This is a genomic window from Alginatibacterium sediminis (genome assembly GCF_003610775.1).
In the GTDB taxonomy this organism is placed as follows: domain Bacteria; phylum Pseudomonadota; class Gammaproteobacteria; order Enterobacterales; family Celerinatantimonadaceae; genus Alginatibacterium; species Alginatibacterium sediminis.
The window spans coordinates 443841-462887 of sequence record NZ_RAQO01000008.1 but is presented as its reverse complement, the minus strand read 5'-3'; the positions used below and the strand labels follow the sequence as shown (position 1 = coordinate 462887).

Here is a 19047-nt window from a genome sequence, read left to right as displayed (position 1 = left end):
GTCTCGATAATAAGTAAACCAAATGATTAGCAAACTTATCACTAAGGTCATCGGTAGCCGTAATGACCGTACTATCAAAAAATTAAATAAAATAGCCTTGCAGGTCAATGTTTTCGAGGCTGATTTTGAAGCGCTTAGCGACGAACAGCTCAAACAAAAAACTGAAGAATTCAAAACACTTCTCAGCGAAGGGAAGTCTCTCGATAGCATTTTGCCAGAAGCTTTTGCCGTTGTACGAGAAGCATCAAAGCGTGTCTTTGGTATGCGTCACTTTGATGTACAGCTGGTTGGGGGCATGGTCCTTAACAATAACCAAATTGCTGAAATGCGAACTGGTGAAGGTAAAACCTTAACTGCCACACTACCAGCTTACCTAAACGCGTTGACTGGCAAAGGCGTGCATGTCATTACGGTCAATGATTACTTGGCAAAACGTGATGCTGATTGGAATCGTCCGCTGTTTGATTTCTTAGGCATGACCGTATCAGTCAACATTTCAGGTATGGAGCCTCAAGAAAAAATTGAAGCCTACCAAGCCGACGTGACTTACGGTACCAACAACGAATTTGGTTTCGATTATCTTCGCGATAACATGGCGTTTTCACCAGAACAGCGTGTACAGCGTCCATTGCACTTCGCCGTGATAGATGAAGTGGATTCAATTCTTATCGATGAAGCGCGTACGCCTTTGATTATTTCTGGGCCTGCCGAAGATAGCTCAGAGCTATACCAAAAAATTAACCTTCTTATTCCAAAGCTTCAGTTGCAAGCAGAAGAAGATACCGAAGAATACCGCGGTGATGGCCACTACACCTTAGATGAAAAATCTAAGCAAGTTCATCTTACTGAGAATGGTCAAGAGTTTGTTGAGAACTTATTAAAAGAGGAAGGCTTGTTAGACGAGCATGATTCTTTATATTCGGCGACCAGTATTAGCTTGCTTCACCATGTTAACGCCGCATTGCGCGCGCATACTTTATTTGAGTTAAACGTTGACTACATTGTGAGTCCAGATGGTGAAATCGTCATCGTTGATGAGCACACCGGACGTACCATGGTAGGACGTCGTTGGTCTGAAGGTCTGCACCAAGCTGTCGAAGCTAAAGAAGGGGTGAAGATCCAAAATGAAAACCAAACACTGGCTTCGATTACTTTCCAAAACTTTTTCCGTCTCTATGAAAAACTAGGTGGGATGACCGGTACAGCCGATACTGAAGCATTTGAATTCCAACATATTTACGGCTTAGATACGGTTGTTGTTCCAACCAACCAACCGATGATCCGTGATGACCGTGGTGATTTGGTCTATCTTACCGCTGAAGAAAAATACGACGCGATTGTCACTGACGTTTTGTCGTGTATTGAAGACCAGCGTCCAGTATTGGTGGGTACGGTTTCAATTGAAAATTCAGAACTCCTTTCCGAGATTTTGAAGAAAAAGAAAATCCCACATAAAGTTCTCAATGCTAAGTTCCATGAAAAAGAAGCTGAGATTGTTGCCCAAGCAGGTTTGGCCGGTGCAGTTACGATTGCAACTAACATGGCCGGTCGTGGTACCGATATTGTTCTTGGTGGTAGTTGGCAGGCCGAAATCTCGGCTTTAGAGAATGCAACGCAAGAACAAATAGATAAAATCAAAGCTGACTGGCAAGTTCGTCATGATGCAGTACTTAAAGCTGGCGGATTGCATATCATTGGTACTGAACGCCACGAGTCGCGTCGTATCGATAATCAACTGCGTGGACGTGCTGGTCGTCAAGGTGATGCGGGTTCAAGTCGCTTTTATCTGTGTATGGACGACAGCTTGATGCGTATTTTTGCATCGGACCGTGTCAGTAGCATGCTGCAGAAATTTGGTCTAGAAAATGGCGAAGCTATTGAACACCCATGGGTTTCTCGCGCCATTGAAAATGCCCAACGTAAAGTCGAAGGGCGTAACTTTGATGTACGTAAATCCTTGCTTGAGTTTGATGACGTCGCCAATGACCAACGTAAAGTTGTTTATGAGCAGCGCAATGAGCTTATGGATAATAGCGATGTCTCAGAGATTATCGAGCACATCCGTCAAGACGTATATCTTGAAGTTATCGATGGCTATATTCCGCCACAATCACTTGAAGAAATGTGGGATATCGACGGCTTACAAGAGCGTTTGAAGAATGATTTTGGTCTCGACTTACCGATAAAGCAGTGGCTAGATGACGACGATAAACTTTACGAAGAAAAACTAAAAGAACGTATCGTTGAAGCGGCTGTTAGCGAATACCAACGTAAAATTGATACCGTTGGTGAAGCGCCAATGCGTCAATTTGAAAAATCTGTGATGTTGCAAACGCTTGACCAGCTTTGGAAAGAGCACTTGGCAGCGATGGATCATTTGCGTCAAGGTATTCACTTGCGTGGATATGCGCAAAAAAATCCAAAGCAAGAATATAAGCGTGAGTCTTTCGAATTGTTTACCGAAATGCTTGAAGCTTACAAAGCCGATGTTATTGGCTTGGTGAGTAAGGTCCAAGTGCAGGACCCTAAAGAAGTTGAAGAAATGGAACGTCGCCGACGCGAGGCTGAAGTGAAAGCGATGGCTGCGCTTGAGCAGCAACATCAGCAGGCGCAAAACCAATTGGCTGATGGCGAGTCTGAGACGCAAGAAGCTGATGATCAAACTTTTGTGAGAGATGGCAAAAAGGTTGGCCGTAATGAGCCATGCCCTTGTGGTTCGGGTAAGAAGTTTAAACAGTGTCATGGGAAATTGAGCTAAAATCCCTTAGCCCTGCACCAGTAAAAGGCCTCGTTTTCGCGAGGCTTTTTTGTTTGTGGAATTTGATGGACTAGAGTTCACGCAGATGAACGTAGATGAAACGAATACTATATTACCGTTTGAAGCGTGCAGCACGCATGCTAGCGTGATGCTTTCAAGAAAAGCTGCGATACCAACCCTAATAAGTCTAGCCGACTACAATCGCTGATAGTAGCGTCAAAAGTGGTGTCATTAGGCCAACTGCAACTGCGCTTATTCCTTGAAACAAGCAATTCTATATATGACTAATGACGACCAACTAATGAGTAGGATTGGTATAAGAATGAACTAGGAAAGTAGAGCAAGTCACCAGACTTGCTCTGAAGTTCTTAAGCTTAACTTTCAAGTTCAAGTTGTGCTGCGTTTGTCGCAGGTTTTAGGTTTTGCCAATTTAGCGCAGCATTGGCTAGCAGCAAGGTACTAGCGCCAAGAATTTGGATAGGACTTAAGCTAAAGCCTAAGAATATCCAGTTCACAGCCGCGGCCATAACTGGGAAGCACATCTCGACTAAGGCTGAATAGTGCGAAGGTATTTTTTCCAAGCCTTTGTAATAGAAATACATGCCGAGTAAACCCGAGAGTAATACCATTGCAAGCAGGCTGCCCATGTTCTCGTTACTCATTGGCGTGTACTGACTGGGGAAGATTGCCAACCACGGTAGAATAAACAACAGTCCAAAGCTAAAACGTCCGCCCATGATTTGGGTTTGCGATAAGCCTTGATTGCTTAGGTTTTTACCAAAGACTGTGCTGGCTCCCCAGCTCACAACGGCGAGTAAGGTGAGTCCATAACCTAGAAGCTTAGCTTGAGTCGCAGCATTATAGTGCCATGGACTGCCATCAAACAGGCTACTTAAATCGTCACCGATCAACAGAATACTGCCCACAATACATAAGGCTAAGTAGGCATAGAAACGCTGATTAATGCGCTCTTTGAGGATGATGGCAGACAAAGAGATAGCGACTATAGGCTGCAGTTTTTGCAGCAAAATCACTAAGCTTGGATTCATCATCGAAAAGGCTTGGGTAAACGCAAGCGTGCCAATGGCAGAACCAAAGCCGCCAATAATGATAAAGCTAAACCAGGTGCTACGTTTTAGTACTAAGCTTTGTTTTTTTACCCAGCAATAAACCAGAAAAATTGCGACCAAAACCAGATGTTCTGCTGCAACAATAGTAGAAGCGCTAATCCCGGAGTAAATCAGTGGGTAGCGAAATAGTGTATCTATAGCCCATAAAAATGTAGCGGCTAAAATAAAATAAGATCCTGTCACGGGTCATCCTTATACAACAAAGTGGGTGTGACAGAGCATATTGATGGAAGGTCGGCACAGCTTAACGTTGTCCAATGAAGAACACGCTATAAGGTATTCGTCAAACCAGAGGTTTATGAATACGGCTGCGCAAAAATAGAGTCAAATTGGCTCTATTTAGAATACCTAAAGCACCAGCAAGATAAGCAGAAAAACTGAGAAATCTCTCAGATCAAGGCTCAAATTGCATAGGTATAGGTATAACTTCTTTCATCCAGACTTTAACTGTCGGCTCAGGATTTCTTTTGCAAGTGACCTGATCTGCTTGACCCAAAGCTTAAAAAGCGATGGCGCTCGTGGGCTCTAAATTCAATCGTTGAATTTACTACCACCGGTGAGGAATTTCGCCTCGCCCTGAAGTTATATCGAATTAATCGACAAGCCACAGAAATTACCTGAACATGAGCGATGTTTCAAGCATCTGTTTTAAAGTCTTGTTTTTCTAGTTGATACTTCTTCATTTTTTCGTAAAGAGTTTTACGGGCAAGGTCTAGTTCTTGCTGTATTGGCTTAAGTCGTCCGCGATGGGTATTGAGTGCATCCTGAATGACGGTTTTTTCAAAACGTGCCATTTGCTCTTGAAGGCTCATTTGTTTGGTTTGCGCACTATGGGTTTCGTCATTGAAGGCGGTACTTTCGCCCATAAGTATCCAGCGCTCAGCTAGGTTTCTTAATTCACGCACATTTCCTGGCCATGGGTGTTGCTTAAGGATGGCTATACGCTGGGCACTCGGCTCGGGGCAGGGCAGTTGGTAGCGCGCTGCGGCAACGCGCATAAAGTTTTCTAGCAATAGAGGGATGTCTTCTACGCGTTCGCGCAATGGTGGAATACTCACTTGTACTACGTTCAGACGGTAATAGAGATCGTTGCGAAAATCGTCGCTTTGGCTCAGTTTAAGCAAATCAACCTTACTCGCAGCAATCACGCGTATATTTAAATCAACGACTTTGTTGCTGCCTAAAGGTTCAACTTGACGCTCCTCCAAGACCCTGAGCAGTTTAATTTGTAAGGCCATGGGCATACTTTCAATTTCATCGAGAAATAAGGTGCCCCCATCGGCGTAGGCGATTTTTCCAATACGTTTTTTGTTGGCGCCGGTGAATGCGCCAGCCTCATGACCGAACAACTCGCTTTCAATCATGGCTTCAGGAATAGCACCACAATTAATCGCGACAAATGGAGCTTTGGCTCGGTGGCTATGGTCATGCAGAAAACGAGCAACTAAGTCTTTGCCGCAACCTGTTTCTGCGTGGATTAGCACGTCAGCCGGGGCATCCTTAATGCGATTCAGAACTTGTTTAAGCTGTCGTATAGCAGGGCTTTGACCCAATATTCTTGGGCCAGGGCCACTTTGAGCTGCGAGTTCGTCCCTAAGGTCCCTGTTTTCAAAAACTAAGCGACGCTTATCTGCGGCCCTTTCAATGACTTCTATCAACTTACGAGTAGCAAAAGGTTTTTCAAGAAAGTCATAGGCACCTTCTCGCATGGCCTTCACAGCTAGTTCGATATCTCCATGTCCGGTTAGAACGATGACTTGCAATTGTGGGTCGATACTTTGTATGGCTCTAAGAAATTCCAGCCCATTCATATACGGCATATTAATATCCGTAATGATGACACCGGGCCAGTAGCGATCAATTTTGTTGAGCGCGTCTAGGGCGCTTTCAAAACCTTGGCAGTCATAGTCTTCAAGGCTTAGCGTCTGCTGCAAAGACAACAAAATATCGGGATCGTCGTCGACAAGAATAATCGGACATTTGCTTGTGCTTTGGGTCATTTGGTTGCATCCATGGTGTTGAGTTCAAGCGTAAAAAGAGGCCCGTCTTGATCATGATAGCGATAATTGGTTACATGTATGCTTCCATCAAATCCTTCGATGATCCGCTTTGATATAGCCATACCTAAGCCTAAGCCCTGTTGTTTGGTGGTAAAAAAGGGTTCAAAAACCTTGGCCAGCTGTTGTTCATCTAAAATCGCACCATTATCCCAAATCCCAAGTCTGGTTTTACCGAGGGTCGATTGAATCTCAATTTGTATTAAGGGGTCTTGTTGATCTGAAAGTGCATCGATAGCGTTGTTGAGCAAGTTTATAAGTACTTGTTCCAATTGCACTTGATCGGCTAATACCCATGCTTTGGGTTGGCCGATTTGCACCAGTTTGATTTGAGTACCCACTAATCGATTGGCTAGTATTGAAAGTGCCATACTCAAGGTTTGATCTAAAGAAACGCAAGCGAGCTTGCCTTGTGATTTACGTGAGAACACTTTAAAGCGCGCCACAATATTGGACATCAGTTCGGTGAGTCGTACTATTTGCGTAAGATTGCTGCCCAAGTCTTCGTATTTGGACTTATCTAACATACGTTGCGTGTTCTCTGCATAACTTCTCAAGGCGGTTAATGGTTGGTTGAGTTCGTGATTGATGCCCGCAGAAAGCTCGCCTAAGGTCGCAAGCTTCGCAGCTTGAACTAACTCTTGCTGAGTTTGTTTAAGCTCGGTTTCTGTAATTTGGTATTTGTGGATGACTGCTTTTAACTCGTTATTAGTGCGGCTTAAGTCCTGGGTTCGTTGTTCGACTCGCTGCTCCAAATTTTGATTTATTTGAGCCAACCAACTGCGCCGCTGTTGTAAATATCGCCAATATACAAGTAAGCATAAGAGTCCTAGGTAAAAAATGCTGCACAGCAGTACGGCGCTAACAATCGGCTTATAGAAAACTTTGCTAGCGGCAAGGGCATAAAGCTGCCAGCTATTTCCACTCACGGGCAGTTGCAGCATCTGATAGCTTTTGTAATGCCCTTTTGCATTGGGAAGTTGCAATGCGCTTCGGCTAATTTGCGTATCCAGTTCATGTAAAGGGTGGTCGCCATATTGGCGGCTAGCGCGAGTATTTTTTCGTTGTTCAGTGCTAAGTGGTAAAATGCTGTGATAATTCCATTGATCTTTGCTGGCGTAAAAAACCACACCTAAGCGGTCAGTAAGTAGGTAGTCAAAACTTGGATTACGCCATGCTTTGTCAATGACTTGTAGCGCTACTTTGACAACTACAACGCCCTTGACTTGAGAGTCGACTAAAATTGGGGCGGAAAAATAGTAACCCCGTCTGCCCGAGCGAGAACCTAAGGCAAAGTATTCAGCATTATGCCCTTGTCGCGCTTGTTGAAAGTAGGGGCGATAGCTGTAATTACTGCCAACAAAGCTATCATCTTGCTGCCAATTACTGGCGGCAAGGGTATTTCCATTGACATCTAATAAGTAGGTCACGTCGCTGTCTTGCAGTTGATTTAGTCGCTCAAACAGCACGTTGCTTTGTCGGGATGGGTTATCCAGAGCCTGCACCACCAATGGATTGAGAGCTAGGATCGTAGGCAGATTTCGAAACCGGTCCAGTTCGTTGTGAATACTGCTTTGCAATCGCTGACCTTCGCCTTGCAACAATAGAGTTTGCTTCTCTTGGGCATCGTACTGTGCGACCCAAGTGACCAACAAGCATGTTGCTAGCCATATGATGAGCAGTACTATGTAGCCTTTCCAGCGCTGGGGTGTTTTGTCGATATCGTGCATCGGCAAGTTTTCACATTCCTTGTGAACTTTGAAGTAGGGGTAAAGCAAAGCATATATTCAAACGATTTTCTGAGAGCAAGAGCATAGTTGAATGACGACAATGAGCTTCTTAGCACACAAAGTTATAAAGAATCGCCTTTAATTCTTTATTGTAAGTGATGTTGCTCACATAGAATGTGCCAATCAATCTAAATTGGACATGGTTATGTTGTTAAAGGAACTAAATGCTCTGGCTAGCCCATTGAGCGATCAGCAAGTGAAGCAGCTGCAACAAGCAACGGCTGAGTTGTCATCAACTCAACTGGCGTGGGTAAGCGGATACTTAGCTGGCGTTGGTCAATCAAGTACCCCTCTTCAATCGGTTAGTGCAAGTCAAAGCGCGCAAAAGCTTACGATACTGTACGCCTCTCAAACTGGTAATGCGAAGGGCGTCGCGGAGCAGCTGTTGTCCAATGCTCAACAACAGGGCATCAGCGTTGAACTATTTAATGTAGCCGACTATAAGCCTAAATCGCTCAAGCAAGAAACGCACTTAGTTATTGTGACCAGTACCAATGGAGAGGGTGAGCCACCAGATGACGCCATCGATTTTCATGAATTTCTAGCATCTAAAAAAGCACCCAAACTAGATCAGCTTCAGTACGCAATATTAGCGCTTGGTGATTCTAGCTATGAATTTTTCTGCCAAACCGGCAAGGACTTCGACGAGCGCTTATCAGCACTTGGTGCTAAACCTTTATTGACACGCTTAGATGCGGATGTCGACTACGAGAACGAAGCCAAGGCTTGGGCTGAGCAAGCACTGGGTTTAGTCAGTGAAACCTTAAGCGCTTCAAATGGGGCTGAGGTTGTAAGTTTGCCAGTTAGTGCTAGCCACGAGCAGCGCTACAGTAAGAACGAACCTTATGCTGCGGAGCTTTTAAGCTCTCAGAAAATTACAGGTCGCGACTCAAACAAAGATGTACGCCATATAGAAATTGACCTCGAAGACTCCGGCATTAGCTATAGCGCAGGTGATGCTTTAGGGGTTTGGTTTGATAATGATGAACACTTGGTTTCTCAGTTGATTGAAAGCCTAGGCTTAGATCCTCAAAGCAATGTTGAAATTGATGGTGAGCAATTGAGTTTACAGCAAGCCTTGACCGAAAAACTCGAGATTACCCTAACCGCACCAAATTTTGTTGAACAATGGGCCTTGTGGTCTAAGAGCGCGCGTTTAAACAAATTGCTGGCTGACAAAGCTAAGCTCAGAGAGTATGCGGCTAACCACCAAATCATTGATGTAATTCGCGAGAAAAAAGCCAAAGTAAGTGCGCAAGACTTGGTTAGTGCGCTACGTAAACTGACCCCTCGTCTGTATTCAATCGCATCAAGCCAAGCAGAAGTTGAAGAAGAAGTTCATTTGACAGTAGGCGTTGTTGAGTACAACAAAGGCGATGCAACTCGTCTTGGTGGTGCGTCTGGCTTTTTAGGTCGCCGTCTTAAAGAGGGTGATAAAGTTAAAGTATTCGTCGAACACAACGACAACTTTAAACTACCCAGTGATCCACAAACACCGATCATTATGATTGGCCCTGGTACAGGTGTTGCTCCATTCAGAGCCTTTATGCAAGAACGAGAAAACCAAGATAATGCTGGCGACAGTTGGATGTTTTTCGGAGATCAAACCTTCACCGAAGACTTTCTCTATCAGTTGGAATGGCAGAAGTATTTAAGTTCTGGTGTTCTTAGCAAAATGGATGTGGCGTTTTCACGAGACCAAGCCCAGAAAATATATGTTCAAGACCGCATTGCCGAAAACGCACAGCAAGTTTGGCAATGGTTAGAGCGCGGAGCGCACGTTTATATTTGTGGTGATGCTAATCGCATGGCCAAAGACGTACACCAAACACTGCTTGAACTCGTTAGCCAGCAAGGCCAGTTAGACACAGAACAAGCAGAGAATTATTTAAGCGATTTACGCCGTGCCAAGCGTTACCAAAAGGATGTTTACTAATGAGCAACAAACATATTGTTGAAGGGCCTCTTGCGGTTAATGAACGCATCAAAGGCGAAAGCAATTTTCTGCGCGGAACGATTGCTCAAGATTTAGAAGATCGAATCACCGGCGGCTTTACCAGCGACAATTTTCAATTGATCCGTTTTCACGGTATGTATCAGCAAGACGACCGTGATTTTCGCGCGGAGCGTACGAAGCAAAAGCTAGAACCCTTACATAATGTGATGTTGCGGGCACGTATGCCGGGCGGAATTATTCAAGCCAAACAGTGGTTGGCAATTGATAAGTTTGCTCAAGACCATACAAGCTACGGCAGCATTCGATTGACGACACGTCAAACCTTTCAGTTTCACGGTGTCTTGAAGCCAAATATTAAGTTGATGCACCAAACGCTCAATAGTATCGGTATAGATTCAATAGCTACCGCAGGAGATGTAAACCGAAACGTACTATGTACATCTAACCCGGTTGAATCACAGCTGCATGTTGAAGCTTATGATTGGGCCACTAAGATTAGTGAACATTTGCTACCGAAGACCCGTGCCTATGCAGAGGTTTGGCTTGATGGCGAGAAAATAGAAGGCCCGGATGAAGAACCGATTTTAGGGTCAAACTATTTACCACGTAAATTCAAAACCACCGTGGTCATCCCACCGCAAAATGATGTAGATGTACATGCGAACGATTTGAACTTTGTAGCCATTGAAGAACAAGGCAAACTGGTAGGTTTTAATGTACTCGTTGGTGGTGGATTAGCAATGACTCATGGCGATGAGTCCACCTATCCTCGCCGTGCTGATGATTTTGGATTTATTCCTCTAAGCCATACGCTGCAAATTGCTGAAGCGGTAGTAACGACGCAGCGCGATTGGGGCAACCGAGTTAACCGTAAAAACGCTAAAACCAAATACACCTTAGATCGCGTAGGTATTGATACCTTCAAAGCTGAGGTCGAGAGTCGTGCTGGGATTAGTTTCGCTCCTAGTCGTGATTATGAGTTCACTGGACGAGGTGATCGTTTTGGCTGGGTCGAAGGCATTGATGGCAAGCACCACCTTACCTTATTCATAGAAAACGGGCGCATCCTCGATCTACCTCAACGGCCTTTGAAGACTGGTCTTGCAAAAATTGCGCAAATTCATAACGGTGACTTCCGTATGACTGCCAATCAAAACCTGATCATTGCAGGCGTTGCAGAGCAAGATAAGGCAGTTATAGAGTCACTTGCAGTAGAGCATGGCTTACTGGACGCCTCGGTCAGTACCCAGCGCCAAAATTCAATGGCTTGTGTGGCATTTCCTACTTGCCCATTGGCAATGGCTGAAGCAGAGCGATACCTGCCGCAGTTGGTTAGTGACGTTGAAGCGCTGTTAGGTAAACACCAACAGCAACAAGACATCATTTTGCGAGTCACCGGCTGTCCAAACGGTTGTGGACGAGCGTTGTTGGCTGAAATTGGCTTGATAGGTAAGGCTCCGGGTAAGTATAACGTCTACCTTGGCGGTAATCGTGCGGGTACTCGTATACCAAAATTGTACAAAGAGAACATTTCTGAGCAAGCGATTTTGGATGAGTTAGATACGCTTATCGGTCAATGGACAATTGAAGGTAAAGATAAAGAAGCGTTTGGCGATTTCGTTATCCGCCAAGGCATTGTTGCAGAAGTATTCGTCAGTTCGAGGGATTTTCATGCTTAATATCGTTGCAAAAACTCCAGATTTGGAGTCGGTTAGAACGCTACCACCAGACCAACGCAAGTTGGTCTTGGCAGAGATCAACAGTGAACTAGAATCATTAGATGCGCAGCAACGTGTGGCTTGGGCCTTAGAGCATTTGCCAGACGAGTTTGCGTTAACGTCAAGTTTTGGCATTCAATCGGCTGTGTTGTTACATATGCTGACTCAGCAGCGCCCTGATGTACCGGTTATATTAACCGATACTGGCTACCTATTTGAAGAGACGTACAGTTTTATCGATGAGATGTCGACGCATCTAAAGCTTAACCTAAAGGTGTATCGTTCAAAATTGAGTCCTGCATGGCAAGAGGCTCGCTTAGGCAAAATGTGGGAGCAGGGTGTTGAGGGCATTAAGAACTATAATCACCTGAATAAAGTTGAGCCCATGCAACGTGCTTTAAATGAGCTCAATATTAGTAGTTGGTTTTCTGGATTACGCCGTTCTCAGTCAGACTCGCGTTCAGAGTTAAGCGTGTTAAGTATTCAAGATGGTCGTTTTAAAATGCTGCCGATAGTTGATTGGAGTAATAAAGATGTTCATTACTATCTGCAGCAGCATAGCTTGCCTTACCACCCTTTGTGGGAGCAAGGCTATGTATCGGTCGGCGATAAACACACCTCTCGGCCAATGGAGTTGGGAATGAGTGAGCAAGATACCCGCTTTTTCGGTTTAACCCGCGAGTGCGGTATTCACCAAGAAAATGAAGGTAGCGGAATATAGTAAAGCTGGTGGTTCTGATATGATGTTATCTATCAACGCTTGATGCGCCATAAATAGGAAGCCAAAGGCTTCCTTTTTTCTTGCTGTAATGGAGTATAGGGATGAAGTTCTTTCCGCTATTTTGGAATATGGCGTCACGCCAAATATTGGTTGTTGGTGAGGGTAACCGAGCCATGCGTAAGCTTAAGCTTTTGTTACGCGCCGACTTAGACGTGAGTGTAGCCATGAGCGCACCGGATGCCCAAATCGAAGCAATGCTTCGCACCAAAAAACTTAAAGCAGCCAGCTTAAATCTAGAATCAGACAGTTTGAAGCAATTTGATTACATCGTCCTTGCATTGGAAGACCAGTCTCAAATTGATCGCTTGTACGAGAGCGCTAAAGCCCTAGGTAAAGCGGTGCATATTGCCGGTGATGATGCGAGATCTGATTTTTTACTGCCTGCTATGGAAGAAGTATCAGGATTAACGTTAGCCGTATCTAGTGGCTTAAGTTTGCCGGGAAAAGCAAAGCGCTTCATCAACCGTATTAGTCGTCTTATTAAAGATGATGAAGCTCAAGCGACTGCACCGCAAACTAACATTGGGACATCAACGCTTAAACCTGGTGAAGTTGCGTTGGTTGGAGCCGGTCCCGGTGCACCTGAATTGTTAACTATTGCCGCTTATCAAATGCTGCAACAAGCTGATGTGGTGGTGTTTGACCGCCTGGTCTCGAATGAAATTGTTGCGTTAATCCCTAGCCAAACACTGTGCTATAGCGTTGGTAAAAATGCCGGCTTCCATAGTGTTCAACAGCAGGACATTAACGCCTTGCTGGTGGATTTTGCCAAGCAAGGGCAAAAAGTACTTCGACTTAAAGGTGGTGATAACTTTATCTTTGGTCGCGGTGGAGAAGAACTACAAGAGTTGATAAGTGAAGGAATTAGCTTCCAAGTTGTACCAGGAATAACGGCAGCTTCAGGCTGTTCAAGCTATGCTGGGATCCCCTTAACACACCGGGACTATGCTCAATCAGTTAGTTTTGTGACCGGCCATCCTAAAAAAGATGGAAGTGAAATAGATTGGAGCCGTTACGCGTTTGATCAACAGACCTTGGTGGTTTATATGGGGCGTTTACAGGCACCAACCATTCAAAAAGCATTAATAGAACATGGGCGAGACCCACAAACACCAATTGCCATCGTTGAGCGAGGAACTCGAATAGATCAACGGGTTAGCCTTGGTGTATTAGAGGGACTAGATGAGCTAGCCAAGCATGCTGAATCACCGGCCTTGTTGATTATTGGCGAAGTCGTCAGTTTGCAGCAGGACCTTGATTGGTATCAACAAGCCTAGGACTATTTGAGGCCTCAACAACTCGCACTGATGTTTATGTCTGGCTGTCCACCTCGAAAAAGTGTCCTAGCATTTGCGCAAAGGCACTTCGGTACTCCGTATGTGGGCTAGCCTTAATTAGAGCTGCGAGCTCATCGCCTACTGGAGTAAATCGATAGTAACTGAGTTTACAATGCCGTTGTCGGGGGCGTAGTTGATATAATAAGTCGCCTTGATGAATTCGAATTTCACCGTCGTTAATGCTGCTCTCAAGTTCTCTTTCATACAACAAACCAAGATCAGCTAACTGTAATATTTGATGATAGCTAAGTCGATATTGGCCGAGCTTTAGTTTAGAAACAAGGGCCCGACTTAAGCCAAATTTGGCACTGGGACGATGCGCAGCCACAATGACTTTGTGATTATTGTCTGCGCCAATGACAGAGCTTAAGTCACAGGCGTGTTGGAAGGTACTCGCTTCACGCTGCGTTAGCAGTTTAAGCACGCTTAGTGATTTGACTGAAAAACTAGCGGGGTTTGCAATCTCCATACTTAGTATTTTTCCCCACAGAGACTGCATCTTAGGATTATGGACTTGTGCAGCCATGCTCCAAAAGGCATTGATCCAATCGGGGTCTAATGATTCGCTTACTTGATCTACACTGCAGTCTTTAAAAGCATGCTCTACTATGTTCTCTAGGTTATCTTGGCGCAATGTTTCAGCGAAAAGAGAATGGGTTTTGGCGCGCTGAAATAGGTTCTTTTCAGATTTTGATTGAGCAATCTTTGCATCCAAACCAAAGCGTTTCGCTAATTTAGCTAGGTCAGACTTTGCATTGTTCAAATTGCTAGTCGTTGGATGTGTGAGAGATGAGTTGCCCATTGCTGTTCCATTTCAAAGCGCGTGTTTAACTATCATACAAAGCTAGTTGTTGATTTGATAGTCAAGTGCTTCGACTTATGCGCTTGTATGAAAAAAAATTGTGGTTGCAGCAAGACATTGAAGTGGTTCTATATGTAAAATAAGTTAAATATACGTTGAAAAATTAACTTCAAATGTTAAATTATAGCTATTGCTACTTTAAGGGTATAAGCGGATGAAAAGCTTGTTACGCTGGCGTAAGCGCCATCCAAGTTTAATGTGGTTAGTTAGTGCATACGTTGTGACTTTAATCGTGTTACTCAGCATGTTTGAGTAGAACTAAGCTACTCAAACATGGGTTTTCGTTATATGTTGCTTTTGATCAGTGACATTACTTCTTCAATCTCTTGAGCATTCAACGCACCATCTTTAGCAAACAGTACATTCCCTTGCTTGTCTAATAGAATGATCGCATTCGATTTCTTAGCTAACTTCCATTTTTTTGTAACTTGCCCTTTATCATCTTGAATAAATGCTGCGTTTGGAAAGTCCTTAGCATTGTTTTTGAGCTTTGATTTCACAAATCCACTGGTTCCGAATACTGCATCACTAGTATTCACAATCGTTACTGTTTGGTATTGGTCACTCGATAATTTGGCTTGTTTAACCGCTTCAATCATAGGGGCATTGATTTCTTTAGCGCTGGTGCGGCCTGCCATGGCTTGGATCAGGTAAACTTTGCCGTTTAGACTGTTACTATCCCAAGCTTGGTATTGAATTTCGTCATTAACAACGGTGATAAAGCCTGACGAATTGACTTGAATTGTGGGTAGTTTAGCGCCAGTGGTGATTGCCAAAGCATTGGCGAATAACGGCAACATTGCCATAATAAGAAGTAGTGCTCTCATTGGATTTCCTTGTCCTGTGAAATTGCGATATTTATGATCAGGTCTGACCTGATAAACAGTTATAACAATTTAGTAACAATCAAGACAAGTTTTATTGTGTAAAATTGTATAGAAATAAAAAAGGCTTCACAAAGAAGCCTGTTTTGCTTGACCGCGCTTGTTATTCACAAGCTCCGGGTGTGTAAGATTCAACATCGGGATTGCTACAAGCACCACAACCATTGGCAAATTCTTCGCGGTTGCCATCGACGTTAGCGCAGACTGGTGCATATTCCATGGTGCACATTTCTGGTCGTTCACTAGGGCAGACAATGATCTCTGCACTACTTGGCGCTGCTTTATCTTGCATAGGTTCTTGGGTACTACAAGCGCTCAGCGCGAATACCGCACTAAAGGTTAGACTCGTTAAAAGACCTTTTGATATAGACATGAAATTTGCTCCTAGAATGCAATAGAGGATTCGATTTATGAAAACAATCATCCCCGTGGTGACTTTAATGTTGGTTATGTCTAGTAGCCTAGCGCACGCTGGCAAAATTGTCGTGCAAAAAAGCTCTGATCCCGATCTAGTTGATGTGTTTGCACTCAAACGCGAGCTTGTTGCAGATCTGCAATGGCAAGAGTACCGTCGTCAACAGCAGGCACTGAATTGGGTTTATAGTTTACCTATAGGTTGTGTCATCGGACCGGGTCACAACGCGGTATATCAATGTGGGTTGCAATGGTATCGCCCATATCGTCACCAAGGCCAAGAAATATTTGTTGAGGTCGATTCTCCTAGGCCTTAGACATGCTAGAATCGCGATTTGAATTAGTCACTTAGCTGTATTGATACAGCTGAACATCGCAAGGCAAATTATTTCTATGCATATACACATACTCGGCATCTGCGGTACCTTTATGGGCGGTCTCGCGTTACTCGCGCGGCAACTTGGTCATCAGGTCAGCGGTAGCGATCAACACGTATATCCGCCAATGAGTACTCAGCTGCAAGAGCAAGGCATCGAACTAATCGAAGGTTATGATCCTAGTCAGCTCGATATCAAGCCAGATTTAGTCGTCATCGGCAACGCAATGAGCCGAGGAAACCCCTGTGTTGAGCACGTACTTGATCATGGTTTAAGGTATTGTAGTGGTCCACAATGGCTGCGAGAACATTTACTACAAGACCGCTGGGTTCTCGCGGTCGCTGGTACTCATGGAAAAACAAGCACAGCAAGCATTTTGGCGTGGATCCTTGAAGCCAACGGTTTGTCTCCAGGCTTTCTGATTGGTGGTATTCCGCAAAACTTCGGTGTTTCGGCTCGCCTTGGCTCAACGCCATTTTTTGTCGTAGAAGCTGATGAGTACGACAGCGCCTTTTTCGATAAACGCTCCAAATTTGTTCATTACCAACCAAGAACCTTAGTGTTGAATAATCTGGAATTTGATCACGCCGATATTTTTGATGACTTAGCAGCCATAGAGCGACAGTTTCATCATCTAATGCGCACTATTCCTAGCACTGGTCGCGTTATCGCACCGCTTGATGAACCGGCCATTGAACGTGTTTTACAAATGGGCTGCTGGAGTGAACTTGAACGAAGTGGCGAGAGTGCACAATGGAGCTGGAGCAAAATAAAAGCAGATAGCTCAGAGTTTGAAGTGTATTTCGAAGGGAAAAGCCAAGGTATTGTTAATTGGTCCTTAATTGGCGAGCACAATTTAAAAAACGCGATAATGGCAATTGCAGCCGCCCGTCACGTAGGAATTTTGCCGCAACTTGCCATCGAAAGCTTAGCTAGATTTACATCGCCTAAGCGTCGTCTAGAGCTCTTATATCAAGACAATGAACTTAGTTTATACGATGACTTTGCCCACCATCCAAGTGCTATCGAAACCACGTTGAAAGGGTTAAAAGCACAAGACCCAGAGCAAAAAATAGTGGTTGTACTTGAAGCGCGTTCAAATTCTATGCGGATGGGTGCTCACGCGCCCTTATTAGGGCCGAGCTTACAATTAGCTGATCAGGTCTTGTTGTTTGAAGGGACACAGAGCAGTGATAGTCTGCAAGCGATTGCCGAGCAGTACAATAATATTGCCTTGTTTGCTGATATTGAAAGTATTGTTCAAAGCTGTAGTACCGCAGTGTCAGGTAAAACCGTGGTCGTCGTGATGAGCAATGGTGGTTTTTCGGGTATTCACAAACAATTAGAACAACGCTTAAAAGCACGAAGCTCTTAAGCAAAGTTTCGCTTACGTTCTAGGTTCATCTATAACGTAAGCTTGAGGTCTATTACTATTGAAATTGTGCTTGTAAATAACTGTGAATGGTTGCTTTTACAGTTTCACGACTCGGTTGTTCAGGGTTACTGATATGTTGTACAGCTAAATAAAGCGCCCCATTAACTACAATTGCAGCACTTGCTTCGTTAAGAGTGGTTTTGATCTCTGATTGTTTTAATCCAAAGGCTATGTTGCTTTGTACAGATTCGTTTATTTTTGTAATCAGCTTGGTATAACGTGGCCAAACGTCTTCGCGAACTGACGCACTCCACTCCAAGTAAATATGAATTAAATCCGGGACATCATAAGCGGCATCAATTAATGCATTTTGATGCTGAATCATTTTCTCGAAAGCTGACCCTTCTATAGCGTAAGATTGCTCGGTAATTGATATAATCTGTTTTTCGACTTCATTTAATACTTCGTTGACCAGATCTTCACGAGTATTAAAGTAATTGAATATTGTTGCAACCGAGACTTCTGCTAAAATAGCAATATCTGCGTGACCGGCTCGTCCGATACCACGGTGGGCAAAGACCTCAACCGCATTGTTTAGCAGTTGTGCTTTGCGAGCATCTGGAGAAAGTCTGGTTCTACGCTTTGTCTTGTTTGTCATATAAAAGCAAATCCCTTTTCCGCATCGGTGAAGGTAGCTGAAGGTACATCTATAAGCCCTGCAGTAGCGGTAAACTGCGGCTTCCGGGGCTTCAGCACTTCTATTAGATATATCGATATTAGGCTATTAACCAAGATATCATCAACTAATTGATAGCTTTAATTACAATTTAGTTATGTTTATTCGAAATATTGCGTTGGTTATTGTGACCTCTGTCAATAATTCATAATTTTAGAGAGTAAAGAATGAAACATCGTATTGAGGAAATGATCAGCGCTGACGCGATAGCACAGCAAGTTCAAGAGCTTGGAAAAAAGATTACTGCGGAATATAGCAGTGAACGTAAGCTTGTATTGGTAGGCTTGCTGCGGGGATCTATTATTTTTATGTCGGATCTAGCTCGCGCAATTGATCGCAACATGACCTTAGATTTCATGACGGTGTCAAGCTATGGAAGCGGAACCGAAAGTACTCGTGATGTTCGAGTACTCAAGGATTTAGACGATGATATCCGTGACTGTGATGTGCTAATCGTAGAAGACATTATCGATACCGGCTACACCTTGAGTAAAGTGCGAGAAATGCTAGAAATTCGTGAACCACACAGTCTAGCGATCTGTACTCTACTTGATAAGCCATCTCGCCGTGAAGTTGAGGTGCCGGTTGATTATGTTGGTTTTGAAATCCCAGATGAATTTGTTGTAGGCTATGGCCTTGATTTTGACCAAATCTATCGCAATCTACCTTTTGTAGGCAAAGTTATTCCTACCGAGCGTTAAGCATTACCAAAGCTTTGGCTAAGGCCGAGCAATAGTATGCAGTAAGCGTTTGTTTCGAGAGGAACAAGCGTTTTGTTTTTTTAATATTCCCACGACATAAATAATTGGTCAGTTTTGACCGAATAGAAACTACTTTGATCATGTAGACGTTGAGCTTATTACCAACGCTA

At 44.0% G+C, this 19047-nt stretch carries 15 protein-coding genes and 1 riboswitch; of the genes, 8 read left to right on the top strand and 7 right to left on the bottom strand.

Going from position 1 to position 19047, the window contains the following annotated elements; translation table 11 throughout:
- Positions 1-22: 22 nt before the first annotated feature.
- Positions 23-2758 (top strand): preprotein translocase subunit SecA, encoded by a 2736-nt coding sequence (gene secA, locus DBZ36_RS16025; protein WP_120355961.1) that lies wholly within the window; start codon positions 23-25, stop codon positions 2756-2758.
- 374 nt (positions 2759-3132) lie between these two features.
- Here the strand turns inward: secA and DBZ36_RS16020 are convergent, their stop codons facing one another.
- From DBZ36_RS16020 to DBZ36_RS16010, 3 genes are all read right to left on the bottom strand, one after another.
- On the bottom strand, positions 3133-4071 hold the full coding sequence (locus DBZ36_RS16020) for a DMT family transporter (RefSeq protein ID WP_120355960.1): 939 nt from the start codon (positions 4069-4071) through the stop codon (positions 3133-3135).
- A gap of 237 nt (positions 4072-4308) precedes the next feature.
- Positions 4309-4476, bottom strand: a riboswitch (FMN riboswitch).
- A 47-nt stretch (positions 4477-4523) separates the two neighbouring features.
- Positions 4524-5888 (bottom strand): sigma-54-dependent transcriptional regulator, encoded by a 1365-nt coding sequence (locus tag DBZ36_RS16015; RefSeq protein ID WP_120355959.1) that lies wholly within the window; start codon positions 5886-5888, stop codon positions 4524-4526.
- Positions 5885-7675: an ATP-binding protein gene (locus DBZ36_RS16010; RefSeq protein WP_120355958.1), complete on the bottom strand. Its 1791-nt coding sequence runs from the start codon at positions 7673-7675 to the stop codon at positions 5885-5887. Before DBZ36_RS16010 ends, DBZ36_RS16015 begins: the two co-directional genes overlap by 4 nt.
- A 205-nt stretch (positions 7676-7880) precedes the next feature.
- On the opposite strand from DBZ36_RS16010, the gene DBZ36_RS16005 reads away from it, so the two are divergent.
- The 4 genes from DBZ36_RS16005 to cobA all read left to right on the top strand — a co-directional run bounded on the left by DBZ36_RS16005 (position 7881) and on the right by cobA (position 13468).
- A complete protein-coding gene (locus tag DBZ36_RS16005) occupies positions 7881-9671 on the top strand; it encodes an assimilatory sulfite reductase (NADPH) flavoprotein subunit (protein ID WP_120355957.1) in 1791 nt (596 codons plus the stop codon).
- The gene (gene cysI, locus DBZ36_RS16000; RefSeq protein ID WP_120355956.1) at positions 9671-11371 is read left to right on the top strand and encodes an assimilatory sulfite reductase (NADPH) hemoprotein subunit; all 1701 of its coding nucleotides are present in this window, start codon (positions 9671-9673) and stop codon (positions 11369-11371) included. The genes DBZ36_RS16005 and cysI overlap by 1 nt, the downstream gene beginning before the upstream one ends.
- Positions 11364-12131 (top strand): phosphoadenylyl-sulfate reductase, encoded by a 768-nt coding sequence (locus DBZ36_RS15995; RefSeq protein ID WP_120355955.1) that lies wholly within the window; start codon positions 11364-11366, stop codon positions 12129-12131. The genes cysI and DBZ36_RS15995 overlap by 8 nt, the downstream gene beginning before the upstream one ends.
- A gap of 101 nt (positions 12132-12232) precedes the next feature.
- Positions 12233-13468, top strand: coding sequence for a uroporphyrinogen-III C-methyltransferase (gene cobA / locus DBZ36_RS15990; RefSeq protein ID WP_120355954.1), 1236 nt, complete (start codon positions 12233-12235; stop codon positions 13466-13468).
- Between the two features lie 34 nt (positions 13469-13502).
- Here cobA and DBZ36_RS15985 read toward each other — a convergent pair whose 3' ends face one another.
- The 3 genes from DBZ36_RS15985 to DBZ36_RS15970 all read right to left on the bottom strand — a co-directional run bounded on the left by DBZ36_RS15985 (position 13503) and on the right by DBZ36_RS15970 (position 15647).
- Entirely contained in the window at positions 13503-14330 is an 828-nt protein-coding gene (locus DBZ36_RS15985) for a TIGR03899 family protein (RefSeq protein WP_120355953.1), read from the bottom strand.
- Between the two features lie 344 nt (positions 14331-14674).
- Complete coding sequence (locus DBZ36_RS15975) at positions 14675-15217, bottom strand: YtfJ family protein (protein ID WP_120355952.1); 543 nt, start codon at positions 15215-15217, stop codon at positions 14675-14677.
- A 160-nt stretch (positions 15218-15377) separates the two neighbouring features.
- Positions 15378-15647, bottom strand: a complete 270-nt coding sequence (locus DBZ36_RS15970) for a hypothetical protein (RefSeq protein ID WP_120355951.1) — start codon at positions 15645-15647, stop codon at positions 15378-15380.
- A gap of 37 nt (positions 15648-15684) precedes the next feature.
- On the opposite strand from DBZ36_RS15970, the gene DBZ36_RS15965 reads away from it, so the two are divergent.
- Together DBZ36_RS15965 and mpl are read left to right on the top strand one after the other, a co-directional pair.
- The gene (locus DBZ36_RS15965) at positions 15685-16005 is read left to right on the top strand and encodes a hypothetical protein (RefSeq protein WP_120355950.1); all 321 of its coding nucleotides are present in this window, start codon (positions 15685-15687) and stop codon (positions 16003-16005) included.
- 76 nt (positions 16006-16081) lie between these two features.
- Positions 16082-17440, top strand: coding sequence for a UDP-N-acetylmuramate:L-alanyl-gamma-D-glutamyl-meso-diaminopimelate ligase (gene mpl, locus DBZ36_RS15960; protein ID WP_120355949.1), 1359 nt, complete (start codon positions 16082-16084; stop codon positions 17438-17440).
- A 55-nt stretch (positions 17441-17495) separates the two neighbouring features.
- Here mpl and DBZ36_RS15955 read toward each other — a convergent pair whose 3' ends face one another.
- Positions 17496-18098 carry a TetR/AcrR family transcriptional regulator gene (locus DBZ36_RS15955; protein ID WP_120355948.1) on the bottom strand — a complete coding sequence of 201 codons (603 nt, stop codon included), beginning with the start codon at positions 18096-18098 and terminating at the stop codon, positions 17496-17498.
- A gap of 245 nt (positions 18099-18343) precedes the next feature.
- Between DBZ36_RS15955 and hpt the strand changes: the two genes are divergently transcribed.
- The gene (gene hpt / locus DBZ36_RS15950; protein ID WP_120355947.1) at positions 18344-18877 is read left to right on the top strand and encodes a hypoxanthine phosphoribosyltransferase; all 534 of its coding nucleotides are present in this window, start codon (positions 18344-18346) and stop codon (positions 18875-18877) included.
- Positions 18878-19047 lie beyond the last annotated feature (170 nt).